This is a genomic window from Jatrophihabitans endophyticus, from assembly GCF_900129455.1.
Lineage (GTDB): Bacteria > Actinomycetota > Actinomycetes > Mycobacteriales > Jatrophihabitantaceae > Jatrophihabitans > Jatrophihabitans endophyticus.
Genome location: NZ_FQVU01000006.1, coordinates 37719 through 52859, shown reverse-complemented (window position 1 = coordinate 52859; position 15141 = coordinate 37719). Strand labels below are relative to the sequence as shown.

Annotated in this window: 16 protein-coding genes; 8 read left to right on the top strand and 8 right to left on the bottom strand. The window is 74.3% G+C overall.

The window, feature by feature from the left end; genetic code table 11:
- Positions 1-2: 2 nt before the first annotated feature.
- The 4 genes from BUE29_RS22625 to BUE29_RS18890 are packed head-to-tail and all read left to right on the top strand — an operon-like array spanning position 3 to position 2287.
- Positions 3-452 (top strand): DUF2269 family protein, encoded by a 450-nt coding sequence (locus tag BUE29_RS22625; RefSeq protein WP_073392019.1) that lies wholly within the window; start codon positions 3-5, stop codon positions 450-452.
- The gene (locus tag BUE29_RS22620; RefSeq protein WP_073392018.1) at positions 449-925 is read left to right on the top strand and encodes a GNAT family N-acetyltransferase; all 477 of its coding nucleotides are present in this window, start codon (positions 449-451) and stop codon (positions 923-925) included. Before BUE29_RS22625 ends, BUE29_RS22620 begins: the two co-directional genes overlap by 4 nt.
- A gap of 16 nt (positions 926-941) precedes the next feature.
- On the top strand, positions 942-1430 hold the full coding sequence (locus tag BUE29_RS18895) for a SigE family RNA polymerase sigma factor (RefSeq protein WP_073392017.1): 489 nt from the start codon (positions 942-944) through the stop codon (positions 1428-1430).
- Positions 1427-2287: a hypothetical protein gene (locus BUE29_RS18890; RefSeq protein ID WP_073392016.1), complete on the top strand. Its 861-nt coding sequence runs from the start codon at positions 1427-1429 to the stop codon at positions 2285-2287. The genes BUE29_RS18895 and BUE29_RS18890 overlap by 4 nt, the downstream gene beginning before the upstream one ends.
- 113 nt (positions 2288-2400) lie before the next feature.
- Here the strand turns inward: BUE29_RS18890 and BUE29_RS18885 are convergent, their stop codons facing one another.
- Together BUE29_RS18885 and BUE29_RS18880 are read right to left on the bottom strand one after the other, a co-directional pair.
- Positions 2401-4824 carry a bifunctional acetate--CoA ligase family protein/GNAT family N-acetyltransferase gene (locus BUE29_RS18885; protein ID WP_200800317.1) on the bottom strand — a complete coding sequence of 808 codons (2424 nt, stop codon included), beginning with the start codon at positions 4822-4824 and terminating at the stop codon, positions 2401-2403.
- A gap of 100 nt (positions 4825-4924) precedes the next feature.
- Positions 4925-6097, bottom strand: a complete 1173-nt coding sequence (locus BUE29_RS18880) for an acetoin utilization protein AcuC (protein ID WP_073392015.1) — start codon at positions 6095-6097, stop codon at positions 4925-4927.
- A 76-nt stretch (positions 6098-6173) separates the two neighbouring features.
- On the opposite strand from BUE29_RS18880, the gene BUE29_RS18875 reads away from it, so the two are divergent.
- Both BUE29_RS18875 and BUE29_RS18870 read left to right on the top strand, forming a co-directional pair.
- On the top strand, positions 6174-6587 hold the full coding sequence (locus BUE29_RS18875) for a hypothetical protein (RefSeq protein WP_073392014.1): 414 nt from the start codon (positions 6174-6176) through the stop codon (positions 6585-6587).
- Positions 6588-6597: 10 nt separating this feature from the next.
- Complete coding sequence (locus BUE29_RS18870) at positions 6598-7170, top strand: GNAT family N-acetyltransferase (protein ID WP_073392192.1); 573 nt, start codon at positions 6598-6600, stop codon at positions 7168-7170.
- Positions 7171-7176: 6 nt separating this feature from the next.
- On the opposite strand, the gene BUE29_RS18865 is transcribed toward BUE29_RS18870, so the two are convergent.
- The 4 genes from BUE29_RS18865 to BUE29_RS18850 form a co-directional block, all read right to left on the bottom strand.
- Complete coding sequence (locus BUE29_RS18865) at positions 7177-7953, bottom strand: thioredoxin-like domain-containing protein (RefSeq protein WP_073392013.1); 777 nt, start codon at positions 7951-7953, stop codon at positions 7177-7179.
- Positions 7954-8012: 59 nt separating this feature from the next.
- On the bottom strand, positions 8013-8837 hold the full coding sequence (locus tag BUE29_RS18860) for an SDR family oxidoreductase (RefSeq protein ID WP_073392012.1): 825 nt from the start codon (positions 8835-8837) through the stop codon (positions 8013-8015).
- Between the two features lie 85 nt (positions 8838-8922).
- A complete protein-coding gene (locus BUE29_RS18855) occupies positions 8923-9954 on the bottom strand; it encodes an LLM class flavin-dependent oxidoreductase (RefSeq protein WP_073392011.1) in 1032 nt (343 codons plus the stop codon).
- 25 nt (positions 9955-9979) lie between these two features.
- On the bottom strand, positions 9980-10555 hold the full coding sequence (locus BUE29_RS18850; protein ID WP_073392010.1) for a TetR/AcrR family transcriptional regulator: 576 nt from the start codon (positions 10553-10555) through the stop codon (positions 9980-9982).
- 83 nt (positions 10556-10638) lie between these two features.
- Here BUE29_RS18850 and BUE29_RS18845 point away from each other — a divergent pair, with 83 nt between their 5' ends.
- Positions 10639-11514 carry an SDR family oxidoreductase gene (locus BUE29_RS18845; protein WP_073392009.1) on the top strand — a complete coding sequence of 292 codons (876 nt, stop codon included), beginning with the start codon at positions 10639-10641 and terminating at the stop codon, positions 11512-11514.
- 21 nt (positions 11515-11535) lie between these two features.
- Here BUE29_RS18845 and BUE29_RS18840 read toward each other — a convergent pair whose 3' ends face one another.
- Positions 11536-12681 carry a cystathionine gamma-synthase gene (locus tag BUE29_RS18840; protein ID WP_073392008.1) on the bottom strand — a complete coding sequence of 382 codons (1146 nt, stop codon included), beginning with the start codon at positions 12679-12681 and terminating at the stop codon, positions 11536-11538.
- Positions 12682-12787: 106 nt separating this feature from the next.
- Here BUE29_RS18840 and BUE29_RS18835 point away from each other — a divergent pair, with 106 nt between their 5' ends.
- Positions 12788-13729: a serine hydrolase gene (locus BUE29_RS18835; protein ID WP_073392007.1), complete on the top strand. Its 942-nt coding sequence runs from the start codon at positions 12788-12790 to the stop codon at positions 13727-13729.
- Here BUE29_RS18835 and BUE29_RS18830 read toward each other — a convergent pair.
- The gene (locus BUE29_RS18830; RefSeq protein ID WP_073392006.1) at positions 13708-15084 is read right to left on the bottom strand and encodes a cystathionine beta-synthase; all 1377 of its coding nucleotides are present in this window, start codon (positions 15082-15084) and stop codon (positions 13708-13710) included. The genes BUE29_RS18835 and BUE29_RS18830 overlap by 22 nt on opposite strands.
- Positions 15085-15141 lie beyond the last annotated feature (57 nt).

Sequence of the window (15141 nt, the reverse complement as noted above, 5' to 3'; positions counted from 1 at the left end):
GCATGTACGACTTCCTGCTCGCGCTGCACGTGCTGTTCGCCGTCTTCGCCGTCGGCCCGCTCGTCCACGCCGCCACCACCGCAGGTCGGGGCGTCCGCAAGGGCGACGGGGTGGCCACCGCGGCGTCGGCGCGCCTGCTGCGGGTCTACGGCTACGCCTCGGTGCTGGTGATCCTCAGTGGACTGATCCTGATGAACCTCGACTCCCCCTACGGCCCGGGCAAGGTCGGCGAGTTCGGCCAGACCTGGATCTGGCTGTCGTTCCTGCTGTGGCTGGTCGCGGCCGGCGTGATCCTGGGCGTCGTCGTCCCGACCCTCGACCGCGCCACCGCCCTCATCGGCGAGGAGAAGTCGGTCGTCGCCCTGACCGGCCGGGTCGCGGCCGCCGGCGGGATCGTCGGGCTGCTCTTCGCCGTCGTCGTCTTCCTCATGGTCTACCGACCGGGACGATGACCGTCGGCATCCGCGAGGTCGACGCGGCCGTCACCCGCCCGCTGCGCCTCGACGTCCTGCGCCCGGGCCACACGCCCGACACCGTCCCCCCGGGCGACGTCGCCGGCGCCGTCCACCTCGCCGCGTACGACGACGACGAGCTGGTCGGCGCGGTCGCCGTGCACGAGCACGCCTTCGCCCCACGCCCCGCCGAGCCGGCGATGCAGTTCAGCGGGATGGCGGTCGCCGAGGACCGGCGCGGCAGCGGGGTCGGCGCGGCCCTGCTCGCCGCCGTCGTCGCCACCGCCGAGCGACACGGCGCGCAGGTCGTCTGGTGCAACGCACGGTCCTACGCCCGCGGGTTCTACGAGCGCGGCGGGTTCGCCGCGATCGGCGACGAGTTCATCATCGCCGCGGCCGGCAACCTGCCGCATTTCGTCATGTGGCGACGGATCGGGAACCAAACCGCCGTCCCGCCTCGTCCTCCTGGGTGAACCGGACGGGAGCGACATGCGTGACGAGGCGGGTTTCCGCGCGTTCGTCGAGGCGAACGGCGCCACGCTGCTGCACGCCGCCCGGTTGCTGACCGGAGACCACCACCGCGGCGAGGACCTCGTGCAGACCGTACTGACCAGGGTGTACCTGAAGTGGGGGCGCATCGACGCCCCGCTCGCCTACGCCCGCAGAGCACTCGTGACCGCCCACGTCGACCAGGGTCGGCGGCGCTGGTGGGGCGAGCGCCCCACCGACACGCTTCCCGAGGTGCCCGAGCCGGGGGCCTCGGTGGCGGCGTCCGACCAGCGCGACGAGCTGCGCCGGCTGCTGGCCGAGCTGCCGGCGCGCGACCGCGCCGTCGTCGTGCTGCGCTACTACTGCGACCTGTCCGAACAGGACACCGCGGCCACGCTGGGCGTGCCCGTCGGCACCGTCAAGAGCAGCTGCGCGCGGGCACTCGCCCGGCTGCGCGTCGAGGTCACGTCGGGAGGTGCGACGGTATGAGCCCGTCCGAGGACGACCTGCGCGCGGCCCTGCGCGCCGGCGAGCACGACCCGAGCGGACGCCCGGACGCCGACCACGTCGTCGCGCTCGGCCGGCGGACCCGGAGCCGCCGGCGGGGCCGGCTCGCCGCGGTCGCCGGCTCGGTGGCGCTCGTCGTCGTGGCGGCCGGGGTGACGACGGTGCTCGTCGGCCGCGACGACGGCGGCACGACGCTGGCCGACCCCACCGGGCCCGGCGTGTCCGCCCCGCCCGGCTCGTCGGTCTCGAGAGCGGCCGGTCAGCGCAGTCCGGCTACGCCGTCGTCGGCACTGTCGTCGGGGCCGTCGTCGCACCGGCCGGCCGATCCCGCACCCCCCGGGTGCCCGGCGACCTTCCCGCAGCGCGCCCTTCCCGGCGGCGGCAGCCCGGGACAGTTCGGCGCCGACGGGTCGGTGCTGCCGACGTCGGTGACGGTCGTGTCGGTGTGCAACTACGGCACCGCCACGATCGCCGCCGCCGGCGCACCCGCGGCGCAGCTCGTCCTCCGGGGTTCGGCGGTGACGGCACTGCGGCAGGCACTGGACTCCGGTGACACCCAGGCCCGGGTCCCGGGGTGTCCGGCGGCGCTCGCCTCGTCGATCCGGCAGGTCGCCTTCGTCGGGGTCACCGCGACCGGCGCGCCCGCCCGGGTGGTGACCACGACGCTCACCGGCAGCTGCGGGCAGCGCGCCACGAACGGCACCGCGTTCCGGTTCTCCTGGCAGCTGCCGGCGGGGCTGAGCGGTCGCATCTACGCGTTGAAGCAGCTCCCGCTCCCGCCGCGGTCGTTCCCGCGACCGGCGCCGACCGGACGCAACATCGGCTCGCCCGTCCGCTGACCGACGCCGCCGGAACCCCACCGTCCCTCCGCGTGATCACGAGGCCGAAACGGCCGTGGGGACGACCACCGCGTCCTCCTGATCACGATGGGGGCGCTCGGCCCGGGCGTGGCTCAGAAGCCGCGCAACCGGCGGGGCCCGCTGTCGGCGCGGGCGGTCGGCGGCGCGACCCGGACCGCGACGTCGGTGACGTGCGCGCCGAACGGGGTGGCCAGCACGGTCAACCGGCACTCGGCGATCTCGGGCAGGGCGTCGCCCAGCACCGACAGCCGCAGGGCGAGATCGGCGAGCGCACCGGTGTCGCACGGCGCGTTGCCGCGATAGCCGCTGAGCAACGGCGCCGCCCGCGGCGACGCGATCAGCCGCTCGGCGTCGAGGCCGGTGAGGGGGACGGCCGCGTAGGCGGTGTCGCCGAGCAGCTCGGTCGCGACGCCCCCGATGCCGAAGGACACGAGCGCGCCGAACGAGCGCTCGTCGAAGACGGCCAGCTCGACGCCGACGGTGTCGGTCGGATGTTCCAGCGACGGGGTGATGCCCGCGCTGCCCGCGAGCCGCAGCGCCTCGTCGTCGCTGAGCGAGCGGCCGCTCGGACTTTCGGCGAGCGCCCCGTGGACGACGTCCCGCGCGGCGGCGAGGTCGACGTCGGTGAAGACCGGCAACGTGCCCGGCTCGGCGAAGCGCCACCGCGCGTACCGCACCGCCCGCGCGAGGGCGCGCACCGCCCGTTCGGGCGAGGGGTAGGACGGCACCGAACCGCGCGGCGGGGCGTCGTCACCGATGCCGGCCAGCACGTCGGGGACGCCCTCGAAACCCAGGAACGTCGACAGCACGGGCTTGTCCGAACCCTCGGCGACCGAGCGGACCGCCTCGGCGACCTCGTCGCCGGCCCCCTGCAGCAGCGGAGGGACGAACACGACGGCGACGGCGTCCACGTCCGGGTCGTCGACCGCCGTCCGCAGCGCCTGCGCGAACGCGGCCGCCCCCGCCTCCACGCCGACGTCGTCGAGCCGGGTCAGCCGCAACCCCTCGGCGGCGCACGAGTTGGCGACGAGCACGCCGATCGCGGTCGAGTTGCCCACCACCGCCACCCGGTCGCCGCGGGGCAGCGGCTGGGTCGAGAGCAGCAGCGCGATGTCGAACATGCCGCTGACCGTCTCGACCCGGATGACGCCGGACGCCTCGATGAGCGCGCGGGTGCTGATCTCGGGCACCTCCATCGCGGTCGTCTGGGCGAGTCCGGCGACGGGCGCGGTGGCCGTGCCGCTCTTGACCAACACGATCGGCTTGGTCCGCCCGAGGCGACGCGTCAGCCGCGCGAACTTGCGCGGGTTGCCGAAGCTCTCCAGGTACATGAGGACGACGTCGGTGCGCTCGTCGGTCTCCCAGAACTGCAGCAGGTCGTTGCCCGAGACGTCGGCACGGTTGCCCGCGGACACGAAGGTGGAGACGCCCAGCCCGCGTCGCGCGGCCTCGCCGAGGATGGTGACGCCGAGCGCACCGGACTGCGAGAAGAAGCCGACCCGTCCCGGCAGCGGCGGCAGCGGCGCGAGGGACGCGTTGAGCCGCACGCCGGGCTCGGTGTTGACGACACCGAGGCAGTTCGGCCCCACCACGCGCATCCCGTGCGAGCGCGCGGACGCGACGAGCCGGCGCTGGGCCGAGCGGCCCGCGTCCCGCTCGTCGGGGTCGCTGCCACGCTCGCCGAAGCCGCCGGAGATCACGACGAGGCCGCGGACGCCACGCTGCGCGCACTCCTCCACCACTCCCGGCACCGAGGCGGCCGGCACCGCGACGACGGCGAGGTCGATCTCGTCCGGAACGTCCAGCACCGATGCGTAGGCGCGGACGCCGTGGACGTGCCGGGCATCGGGGTTGACCGGGTACAGCGGCGCGTCGGGGCTCATCCGCAGCAGGTTGCGGAACATCGCGTTGCCGAGCTTGCCGTCGTCGTTGCTCGCGCCGACCACCGCCACCGACCGCGGCCGCAGCAGTCGGGCGATCGAGCGGGCCTCCGCGCGCTGCTCCCGCTCGCGCATCACGCGCTCGGTGGTGGCCGTCTCGTCCACCGTGAACTCGAGCGTCACCTCGCCGTACTCGATGTGGCGCGTGGTCTCGTACCCGGCCTCGCGGAACACCCGGATCATGCCGGTGTTCTCGGCGAGGACCACGGCGATGAAGCGTCGGAGCCCGATCTCGCGCGCGGCGGCGGCGAGGTGTTCCAGCAGCACCGACCCGATGCCGCGGCCTTGGTGCGCGTCCGCGACGACGAAGGCGACCTCGGCGTCGTCGATGTCGGGGTAACGCTCGTAGCGCCCGACGGCGATGATCTCGCCGGCGAGCTCGGTCACGAACGCGACGCGGTCGCGGTGGTCGACGGTCACGAAGCGGCGCAGGTCGCGCTCGGGGATGCGCGGGTAGGCCGAGAAGTAGCGCAGGTAGCGCGTCCGCTGCGACAGCCCGGCGTGGAACGCGACGAGTGCGTCGGCGTCGGTGGGCCGGATCGGACGCAGGTGCACCGTCCCGCCGTCCGCCGCCACGACGTCGGCCTCCCAGTGCGCCGGCGGCTCCGGAGAGTCACTTTTGGCGGCTGAGCGCGGTATACCGCGCTCAGCCGCCAAAACCGGGTCGTCGGACGGGTCAGTCACGGGGATCGTCCGGGTCGAGACCGAGCAGCGGGAAGACCGCCCGCCGCGTCGCGCCGATGGCGCCGTCGAGCCAGCCCTCGCCGCCGGGCACCCAGGGGACGACCTCGGCGAGCGGCCCCTCCCCCATCCGGTCGGGCAGCGCGCCGGTCACCCCCCGCCCGCGCAGGTAGGACGTCCAGCCCGGCGGGACGGCGGCGTCGGCGGCGACGGCCGCGCCCGTGGCCTCGGCGAGCAGGTGCGTCCAGGTGCGGGGCACGCAGCGCAGGACGCCGTACCCGCCGCCGCCGAACGCCAGCCACTTCCCCCCGGCGACGTCGTGGGCCAGGGCGTGCATGCGCGCGATCGCCGCGCGCTGGCCGTCCACCGTCAGCTGCAGGTTGGCGAGCGGGTCCTCGTGGTGGGTGTCGCAGCCGCACTGCGACACGAGCACCTCGGGTCGGAAGGCCCGCACCGCACCCGGTACGACCGCGTCGAAGGCCCGCAGCCAGCCGGCGTCGGTCGTCCCCGGCGGCAGCGCCACGTTGACGGCCGTCCCCTCCGCGTCGCCGCGGCCGACGTCGCCGGGCAGCCCCGTCCCCGGGAACAGCGTGCGCGGGTCCTGGTGCAGGCTCACGGTGAGCACGCGCGGGTCGTCGTAGAAGGCGGCCTGCACGCCGTCGCCGTGATGGACGTCGATGTCGACGTACGCGACGCGTTCCGCCCCGGCCGCGAGGAGCTCGGTGATGGCGAGGACGGCGTCGTTGAAGATGCAGAATCCGGCGGCGTGACCGCGCATCGCGTGGTGCAGTCCGCCGGCGATGTTCACGGCGTGCTCGACCTCGCCGCCCCACACGAGATGCGCGGCCTGTGCCGAGCCCCCGGCGATCAGCGCCGACGCGTCGTACATGCCGGGGAAGACGGGGTCGTCGTCGGTGCCGAGCCCGAACCCCTGGTAGGACGGGTCGTCGCTCGCCGCCCGCACGGCGTCCAGGTACGCCGCGTCGTGGACGGTGAGCAGCTGCTCGGTCCCGGCCGCGCGGGGCGGGCTGACCTGCAACCGCTCGAGGACGCCGAGCTCACGGGCGAGGCGGACGGTGAGGTCGAGGCGCACCGGGCTCATCGGGTGGTCCCCGAAGTCGTAGGCCAGGTATCCCTCGTCCCAGATCGCTCCGGCGCGGCACTCCATACCCTCCGACCGTAGTGACGACGTCCGGGTACCGGTACTCAGGCATGCCGGCGCGCCCGTGACCAGGGTCGGAGCCGTGACCGCCACCGTCATCCGTGTCCTGGTCGCCGTGCAGGTCGTGCTCGGTGTCGTCGCGACGGCCCTCAGCGGGTTCGCCGTCGTGCTGTGGCTCGTCTGGTTCACCGGTGGCCGGTTCGACGGCGACGGCGTCGTGCTGGTGCTGCTCGGGGTGACGTCCGCGCTCGCCACCGTCGTCGTGGGCGGCGCGGGCCACCGCGCCGGTGCGGGCGATCGCGGCATGGTCGTCACCCTCGCCGTCGCCGAGCTGGTGCTCGGGCTGGGACTCGTGGCGCTGCTGACCGTGACCGGGATCAGCGGCGCCCTCGGCCCGCTGGGGCTGGTCCCGCTGCTCGACCTGCTCTGCTGCGTCGGCGTCCTCGTCGGGTGTGCGAGGGCGTTGCAGCAGGGCGCGGCCGAACTCGACGCCTAACGTGGGCCGGGTGTTGCGCCCCGACTACCCCATCGTCACCGAACGGCTGCTGCTGCGCCCGCTCGACCCGGTGGCCGACGTGGACGCCGTGCACGCCTACCAGTCGCTGCCCGACGCCGTCCGGTACGTGCCCTACGGCCCACGTAGCCGCGCGGACGTCGCCGAGAACCTGGCGTCGAGCCGGATCCGGTCGACGTTCGAGACGCCCGGGCACACGATCTCGTTGGCCGTGGTGCTGCGCGAGAGCGGGGCGCTGATCGGGGACGTCATGCTGGTCTGGAGCAGCGAGGTCCACCGCCGCGGCGAGATCGGCTACATCCTGCACCCCGACCACCACGGGCACGGGTACGTGACCGAGGCGTGCGAAGCGCTGCTGCACATCGCGTTCGAGCAGCTGGAGCTGCACCGCGTCGTCGCCCGCATCGACGAGCGGAACGCCGCGTCCGCCGCCGTGCTACGGCGGCTCGGCATGCGCGAGGAGGCCCGGCTCGTCGAGAACGAGTGGTTCAAGGGCGAATGGACGACGGAGCTGGACTTCGCGGTGCTCGCGCGGGAGTGGCGCGAGCGGCGCGCCGCCGGTTGAGGCGGGTCAGGCCGGGTTGGGCTGCTTGCTGCCGTCGCGGGCGGGTCGGCCACCCACGGCGATCGACACGCTGTCGACGGGGGCGTCCGCCTCGGGCGAGTACGTCGCGTTGCGTCGGAAGGTGTCGACGAACTGCTGCAACCGCGGATCCGTGGCCGAGGTGAGCTTGAGCTGGTAGCCCCAGGACGTCACGACGATGGGCGCCTCCGGGGTGTCGTCGGGCCACGGCGACAGCAGGACGAAGCGGTTGGCCTGCGGCGTCCCGCCCGGGCCGCGATTGCCCTCGGCCAGCATCGACTGCCGGTCCACGAACGCCACGAGCCTGTCGAGCTGCGCCTGCGGCAGGCCCGGCTCGTAGGTGATCCACACGGCGCCGTGCTCGAGGTCGTGCACGGCGCGCTCGCTCGGCACCGGCTTGGTGTAGACGCCGGCGTTCACCCAGTGCGCACTATGCGGGCCACCCACCGGGGGCTGGACGCGGTACCGCACCGGCCCCTGCGCGTGCTGGTGCTCCAGCGTGCCGGTGCCCGCGGTCCCCGCCGCCGGATAGCCGGCGGTGTCGTAGGCGACGACGCCGGCGACGCCCGTGGTGTTCGTCACCGTGGCCACGGGACGCTGGATCGTGAGCGGCCCGGTGACCTTCTTCGGCATCACCTGGGCGCTGTCGTCGGCGGCCGCGCTGCCGCCGCCCCAGCTCAGTGCGGCGGCGGCGAGGACGGCGGTCAGCAGGGCGTATCCGACGTGGACCCGGCGGCGGACGGGACGAGAGGTAGGCACGTGCATTGCCTCGACGGTAGCGACTCGTCCGGATTTGTCACGGCGGCCGACACGCCGTCGGGACGCTATCCCTGGGCCGCCAGCGCCACCGGCTGCCACTCCCGCCACGTCGCGAGGCGGGACTCGTAGTCCTGCTCGGCGATGCCCAACGGCGCCTTGCCGAAGAAGGCGCGCAGCGGCGGCTCGTCGGCGTCGACGATCTGCAGGACCGCGACACCGCTGGCCGTCGGGTCGCCCGACTCCGCCGTGCGCGACCGGCGCTGCTCGGCCGCCTGCTCGCGGAACGTGTCGTAGGCCGGCAACGGCTGCGCGTGCCGGGCCGACGAGCCGCCCCAGTCGGTGGAGAAGCCGCCGGGCTCGATCAGGGTGACGTGGACGCCGAAGCCGGCGACCTCCTGCGCCAGCGACTGGCTGATGCCCTCGAGCGCCCACTTGGACGCGTGATAGGCACCCACGTTCGGGAACGCGCTGATGCCACCGATCGAGGACACCTGCAGGATGTGACCCGAACCCTGCGCGCGCAGGAAGGGCAGGGCCGCCTGCGTCACCCACACCGCGCCGAACAGGTTGGTCTCGAGCTGGTCGCGGAGCTCCGCCTCGCTCAGCTCTTCCACGAGGCCGAACTGGCCGTAGCCGGCGTTGTTGACGACGACGTCGAGGCGGCCGAAGTGCTCGTGCGCCTGCGCCACGGCGGCGAAGTCGGCGGCGCGGTCGGTGACGTCGAGCTGCAGCGGCAGCAGCCGGTCGCCGTAGCGGTCGGCCAGGTCGTCGAGGGTGCTCGTGTCGCGCGCGGTGGCGGCGACCGAGTCGCCACGGTCGAGAGCGGCGATCGTCCACTCGCGGCCGAAGCCGCGGGACGCGCCGGTGATGAACCAGGTCTTGGCAGTCATGCCGTGTGGGTACCCCGGCGACCGGCGCGCACGGCGCCCCTCGGCGGTGAGAAAGCAGACCGCGGGACGCGGAATAGCCCCGAACTCAGGCCGGCTGCCACCCCAGGGCCGGTCCGAGCCGGGTGGCGATGTCGGTCAGGATCTGCACGTAGTCGGCCTCCTCGAAGCTGAACGGCAGCGCGAACGCCACCTCGTCGACGAGCCGGAACCCGTCGTGGGCGTGCAGCTGCTCGGCGATCCGTTCGGCGGGCCCCACGAGGTCGGGCGCGAACAGCATCCGCGCGGGGCCCTGCGGCGCGGTCGTGCGCGGCAGCCGGGCGGCGGCGTACGCCTCGTACTTCGCCCGCTGCTCGGCCGACGCCGAGTCCGTCGGGACGACGACGAGACCCTGCGAGACGCGGGCGGCGGCGCCGGCCGGGTGGTGCTCGCGGAAGCGCCGGATCTGCGCGGCCTGGATGGGCGCGAAGTCGGCACCGGCCGGCTCGCCGTCACCCTCGGCCTTGACCACGCTGCTCGTCAGCAGGTTCAGGCCGTGCTCGCCGGCCCACTGCGCCGAGCGCAGGCTGCCGCCGCCGTACCAGAGCCGGCCGGCCAGGCCCGGCGAGTGCGGCTCGACGCGGTCGGACCACGCCTCGATGCCCTCGACGCCGGCGAAGGACGCGGCCGGCTCACCACGCACGTGGGCGAGCAGCCGCTCGACCCGGGTGTAGCCGAAGTCCTCGGCGTCGGCGGTGTCCGGGTACAGCGCGCCGCGGACGTCCTGCCAGTGCATCGGCGGTCCCACGCTGATGCCCGGGTTGATCCGGCCGCCCGAGAGCACGTCGAGGGTGCCGAGGTCCTCGGCCAGCCGCAACGGGTTCTCCCAGCCCAGCGGCGTCACCGCCGTCCCCAGCTCGATGCGGGTGGTGCGCTGCGTCAGCGCACCGAGCACCGCGACGGGCGAGGAGATGCCGTACTGCAGGTGCCGGTGGCGCAGCCAGGCCGAGTCGAAGCCGAGCTGCTCGCCCAGCTCGACCATGCGCAGCGTGGACTCGTGCCCCGGTCGCGGGTCGGCGCCGTCGAACAGGCCGATGGTGAGGAAGCCGAGCCGCCGCAGCGGGGCGTCCGGTGCGGGCATGCGGGTCGTCCTCCTCGGATCCGGGTCAGCCGAGCGTCGCGGTGGCGCCGCGGAGCTCGGCGAGGGCGGCGAGCGCGTGCTGTGCGAGCAACGTATCGTCCCGCTCCCCCTCGGACCACGCCGCGTAACCGCGCTTGAAGGCCAACACGCCGAGCTCGGCGGCGAGCTGGGCCGTCGGGTCGGGGACGCCGCGCGCGAGCAGCGCCGTGGTCATCGCGGCGGCGAGACCGACGCTCTTGAGCGCGTCGCGTTCCTGCAGCTCGGTGCTGGCCGCCACGGCCGCCTTCAGTCGGGGCCCGAGATCGCGGTTCAGCGGACCCATCGCGCTCGACGCGCGTTCGAGACCGCCGGCGACCGCGTCGAGCGGACCGGCGGTCGCCGGCGCGTCGGCGATGCCCTCGGCGAGCAGCGTGCTCAACGTCCCCTGGCCGGCGACCAGGACCTCGCGCTTGTCGGCGAAGTGGCGGAAGAACGTGCTCTTGGTGACGCCGGCCCGTTCCGCGATCTGCGCCACCGTGGTGTCGTCGTAGCCCTGCTCGGTGAACAGGTCGACCGCGGCGATCACGAGTCGCTCGGTCGCCCCCGGCTGCCATCGGGCCATGCCGCCATCCTAGTGACGGGACCGTTGTCCCATCACCCTGCTACGGTGACGGGACAACTGTCCCATCACTCCCGGAGAGCGACATGCACGTCTTCGTCACCGGCGGCACCGGCACCATCGGCTCGGCCGTCGTCGCCGAACTGCTCACCCACGACCACACCGTCCTCGCCCTGGCCCGCTCGGAGCGGTCCGCACGTGCGCTGACCGACGCCGGCGCGCAGGTGCTGCGCGGAGGGCTGGCCGACCTCGACGTCCTGCGCGCCGGCGCCGAGCAGTCCGACGGCGTGGTCAGCCTGGCCTTCGACCACGGCGACCCGGACACGCTCGCCGACTCGATCGCGCAGGAGAGCGCCGCGACGGCCGTGCTGGGGGCGGCGTTCGTCGGCAGCGACCGGCCCCTCGTCACGGTGTCGGGGACGCCGTGGGTGGCCGGCCGCGTCGCGACGGAGGCCGATCCGCTGCCGGCCGATGGACCGGTGGCCGGCCGCGCGCGTTCGGTCGAGGCGCTGCTGGCGCTGGCCACGCAGGGCGTCCGCAGCTGCGCCGTCCGCATGCCGCGCACCGTGCACGACGAGGGCAACGGCGGCTTCGCCGGGCTGCTGGCCCAGGCGGCGCGCCGCATCGGCGTGGCCGGCTACCCGGGGGACGGCACGCAGCGGTGGCCGGCCGTCCACGCGCTCGACGCGGCCGTGCTGTTCCGGCTGGTGCTCGAGTCCGCGCCCGCCGGGTCGTCCTGGCACGCGGTCGCCGACGAGGGCGACGCGGTGCGCGACATCGCGACGGTCATCGGCCGACGACTGGGCCTGCCCGTCGAGGCGGTGCCGGCGGAGACCTTCGGCCCGTTCGGCCCGATCTTCGCGATGGACCAGCCGGCCTCCAGCGCGCACACCCGCGACGCCCTCGGCTGGCGGCCGACCCACCCGAGCCTGCTGGCCGACCTCGAGAACCTGCAGCCCTGATCGCGGCCGCGGGCCGACCGGTCAGGCCAGCGCGGCGGTGAGGTCGGCCAGCAGGTCGCCGGCGTCCTCGATGCCGACCGAGAGCCGCACGAGGTCGTTGGGGACCTCCAGTGGCGACCCGGCGACGCTCGCGTGGGTCATGCGGCCCGGGTGCTCGATCAGGGACTCCACCCCACCCAGGGACTCCCCGAGGGTGAAGACCTCGACGAGGCCGCAGACCTTCAGGGCGGCCTCCTCGCCGCCGCGCAGGCGGAACGAGACCATGCCGCCGAAGCCGCTCATCTGGCGGGCCGCGACCTCGTGGTTGGGGTGCGACGGCAGGCCCGGGTAGAGCACCTGCGCGACGGCGGGATGCTCGCCGAGGAACTCGACGACCCGTTCGGCGTTCGCGCAGTGACGGTCCATGCGCACGCCCAGGGTCTTGATGCCGCGCAGCACCAGCCACGAGTCGAACGGCCCCGCGACCGCACCCATGGCGTTCTGGTGGAACGTCAGCTGCTCGCCGAGCTCGGCGTCGGCGACCACGAGCGCGCCGCCGACGACGTCGGAGTGCCCGCCCAGGTACTTCGTCGTCGAGTGCACGACGACGTCGGCGCCGAGGGCCAACGGCTGCTGCAGGTACGGCGAGGCGAAGGTGTTGTCGACGACGAGGCGCGCACCCGCCTCGTGCGCGATCCCGGCCAGTGCGGCGATGTCGGCCACGCCGAGCAGCGGGTTGGTCGGCGTCTCGCACCAGATGATCCTGGTCTCGGGACGTACGGCGGCGCGGACCGCGTCCAGGTCGCCGAGCGGGACGGGCGTGAAGTCCAGACCCCAGTTTGCGCAGACTCGCGCAATCAGCCGATAGGTGCCGCCGTACGCGTCACCGGGCAGGATGACGTGGTCGCCGGGGCGGCACACCGCGCGCAGCAGCGTGTCCTCGGCGGCGAGCCCGCTCGCGAAGGCCAGCCCACGTTCGCCGTTCTCGATCGCGGCCAGCGACCGTTCCAGCGCAGTGCGCGTGGGGTTGGCGCTGCGGCTGTACTCGTAGCCCTCGCGCAGCCCGCCGACGCCGTCCTGCTTGTAGGTCGACGTCGCATAGATGGGGACGACCACCGCCCCCGTGCGAGGGTCCGGTTCCTGGCCGGCGTGGATGGCTCGTGTGTCGAATCCGGTCACCTGGTGCACGCTACTGCGCCGGGTGACCGGCGGTGCGCCCGCAACAGTTCCGACGGCTCGCCGCGTCGTACGGCGCATGGGACGACACCGACAGCGGTCATGTCGCGCACTCGCGGTGGCGGGCGCGCTCTGCGCCGTCGCCACCTGCTCCTTCGGCGCGGGGGTGGTGGTGGCGCGGGCGCAGGGCGAGGCGGTCACGCAGCAGCGACCGGCGGCACCGGCCGCCGCGACCGGAACGACCCGGACGGCCGACCCGACCACCCCCTCGTCGCACCCACCGGCCGCGGCGACGACCCGCAGCGACGGCCGCGGAGCGGCGACACGCTCGGTCCTCGACACCACGCTCGCCGCGGCCGCGCCGGGCACGCTGTCGGTCGCCGCCGTCGACACCGAGACCGGCACGCGCTATCGCGGCGGCGACCGCGACGGTCACTGGCTGGCCAGCGTCTACAAGCTGCTCGTGCTCGAGGCGCTGCTGCTGCGCCACCAGGACGCCGGGACGGCACCGACCGCGGACGAGGCCGAGGCGGCGCGGGCGATGATCGAGCACAGCGACAACCGCGCCGGATACCGGCTCTACACGCGCGTCGGCGGGGCCGGTGCACTGGCCGACACCGCACGGCGGATCGGGCTGACCGACCTCGGCACCGGCCGCAGCGACCCGGCCTTCACCCGCACCGGCGCCGCGGGCTGCGTGCGGGCGCTGCGCGCGCTGACGCGGCCGGGCGAGCTCAGCGCGCCGTCGCGCCGCTTCGCCCTCGACCTGCTGCACGCCGTCGCGACCGACCAGCGGTGGGGTGTCGGCGCGGCGGCCGACGGCGACGACTTCGCCAACAAGAACGGCTGGCTGTCCGTCGACGACGGCAACGGCTCCGGTGAGGACGACGGTGGCCGCTGGATCGTGAACAGCGTCGGCATCGTGCCCGCGGGCGGCCACCAGGTCGTCGTCGCCGTCCTCACGCAGCACCAGCCGTCCTACGCGGGCGGTGTCGCGCTCGTCCGGCGCCTGGCCCGGCTGGCGGTGGCGGCCGCCCGTTACCCGACGCCGGCGAGATGACCGAGCAGGTCCTGGCGCGTGATCACGCCGGCCGGCTTGCCGTCGACGTGCACGAGCAGGGCGTCCGCCGTCCCGAGCGCCGCGACCGCCTGCGAGACGGACTCGCCGGAACCGATGATCGGCAACGGATCGGACATGTGCGGCTCGACGGAGTCGGCCAGCGACGCCGACCCGGCGAAGAGCGCCTCGAGCAGGTTGCGCTCCGAGACCGACCCGACGACCTCGCCGGCCGTGACCGGCGGCTCGGCCCGCACGATCGGCATCTGCGAGACGCCGTACTCGCGCAGGATGTCGATCGCGTCGCGGACGGTCTCATTCGGGTGCCCGTGCACGAGCGACGGCGTGTCGCCGGACTTCGCGCGCAGCACGTCGCCGATGGTCTCCTCGCCCGGCGTGTCCACGAAGCCGTAGTCGCTGAGCCACGTGTCGTTGAAGATCTTGGACAGGTAGCCGCGACCGCCGTCGGGCAGCAGCACGACGACGACGTCGTCCGGACCGGCGTGCTTCGCGACCTCGGCCGCGGCCACGACGGCCATGCCGCAGGAGCCGCCGACGAGCAGCCCCTCCTCACGGGCGAGGCGCCGCGTCATCGCGAAGGAGTCGGCGTCGCTGACCGCGACGATGCGATCGCAGATCGTGCGGTCGTAGGTGTCGGGCCAGAAGTCCTCGCCCACGCCCTCGACGAGGTACGGCCGCCCGGTGCCGCCGCTGTAGACCGACCCCTCGGGGTCCGCGCCGATGATCTGGACGCGACCGCCGGAGACCTCCTTGAGGTAGCGGCCGGTGCCGCTGATGGTGCCGCCGGTGCCGACGCCGGCGACGAAGTGCGTGATGCGCCCGTCGGTCTGCTCCCACAGCTCGGGCCCGGTGGTCTCGTAGTGCGAGCGCGGGTTGTTGACGTTGGCGTACTGGTTGGGCTTCCAGCCGCCCGGCGTCTCGCGGGCGAGCCGGTCGGACACCGAGTAGTACGAACGCGGGTCGGCGGGGTCGACGGCCGTGGGGCAGACGACGACCTCGGCGCCGTAGGCGCGCAGCGCGTCCACCTTGTCGCCGCTGACCTTGTCGGGGCACACGAAGACGCAGTGGTAGCCGCGCTGCTGCGCGACGATGGCCAGCCCGATGCCGGTGTTGCCCGACGTCGGCTCGACGATCGTCCCGCCCGGACGCAGCTCGCCGGACTGCTCGGCGGCGTCGATCATCCGGACCGCGATGCGGTCCTTGACCGAGCCGCCCGGGTTGAAGTACTCGACCTTGGCCAGGACCAGGGGGCCGGGGTCGGCCGTTCCGGCGGTGTGTCGCAGGCGGACCAGCGGGGTGTTGCCGATCAGCTCCACGAGCGAGTCGCTGTAGCGCATGGCGCACACGCTAGCGCCCCGCCGATCCCGGGCGGACCGGTCACGAGGAGCGATGTC

Coding starts and splice junctions, on each gene's coding strand:
- BUE29_RS22625 (WP_073392019.1), top strand. CDS start 3: ATGTACGACTTCCTGCTCGCGCTGCACGTGCTGTTCGCCGTCTTCGCC.
- BUE29_RS22620 (WP_073392018.1), top strand. CDS start 449: ATGACCGTCGGCATCCGCGAGGTCGACGCGGCCGTCACCCGCCCGCTG.
- BUE29_RS18895 (WP_073392017.1), top strand. CDS start 942: ATGCGTGACGAGGCGGGTTTCCGCGCGTTCGTCGAGGCGAACGGCGCC.
- BUE29_RS18890 (WP_073392016.1), top strand. CDS start 1,427: ATGAGCCCGTCCGAGGACGACCTGCGCGCGGCCCTGCGCGCCGGCGAG.
- BUE29_RS18880 (WP_073392015.1), bottom strand. CDS start 6,097: ATGGAGTGCCGCGCCGGAGCGATCTGGGACGAGGGATACCTGGCCTAC.
- BUE29_RS18865 (WP_073392013.1), bottom strand. CDS start 7,953: ATGCACGTGCCTACCTCTCGTCCCGTCCGCCGCCGGGTCCACGTCGGA.
- BUE29_RS18860 (WP_073392012.1), bottom strand. CDS start 8,837: ATGACTGCCAAGACCTGGTTCATCACCGGCGCGTCCCGCGGCTTCGGC.
- BUE29_RS18855 (WP_073392011.1), bottom strand. CDS start 9,954: ATGCCCGCACCGGACGCCCCGCTGCGGCGGCTCGGCTTCCTCACCATC.
- BUE29_RS18850 (WP_073392010.1), bottom strand. CDS start 10,555: ATGGCCCGATGGCAGCCGGGGGCGACCGAGCGACTCGTGATCGCCGCG.
- BUE29_RS18845 (WP_073392009.1), top strand. CDS start 10,639: ATGCACGTCTTCGTCACCGGCGGCACCGGCACCATCGGCTCGGCCGTC.
- BUE29_RS18830 (WP_073392006.1), bottom strand. CDS start 15,084: ATGCGCTACAGCGACTCGCTCGTGGAGCTGATCGGCAACACCCCGCTG.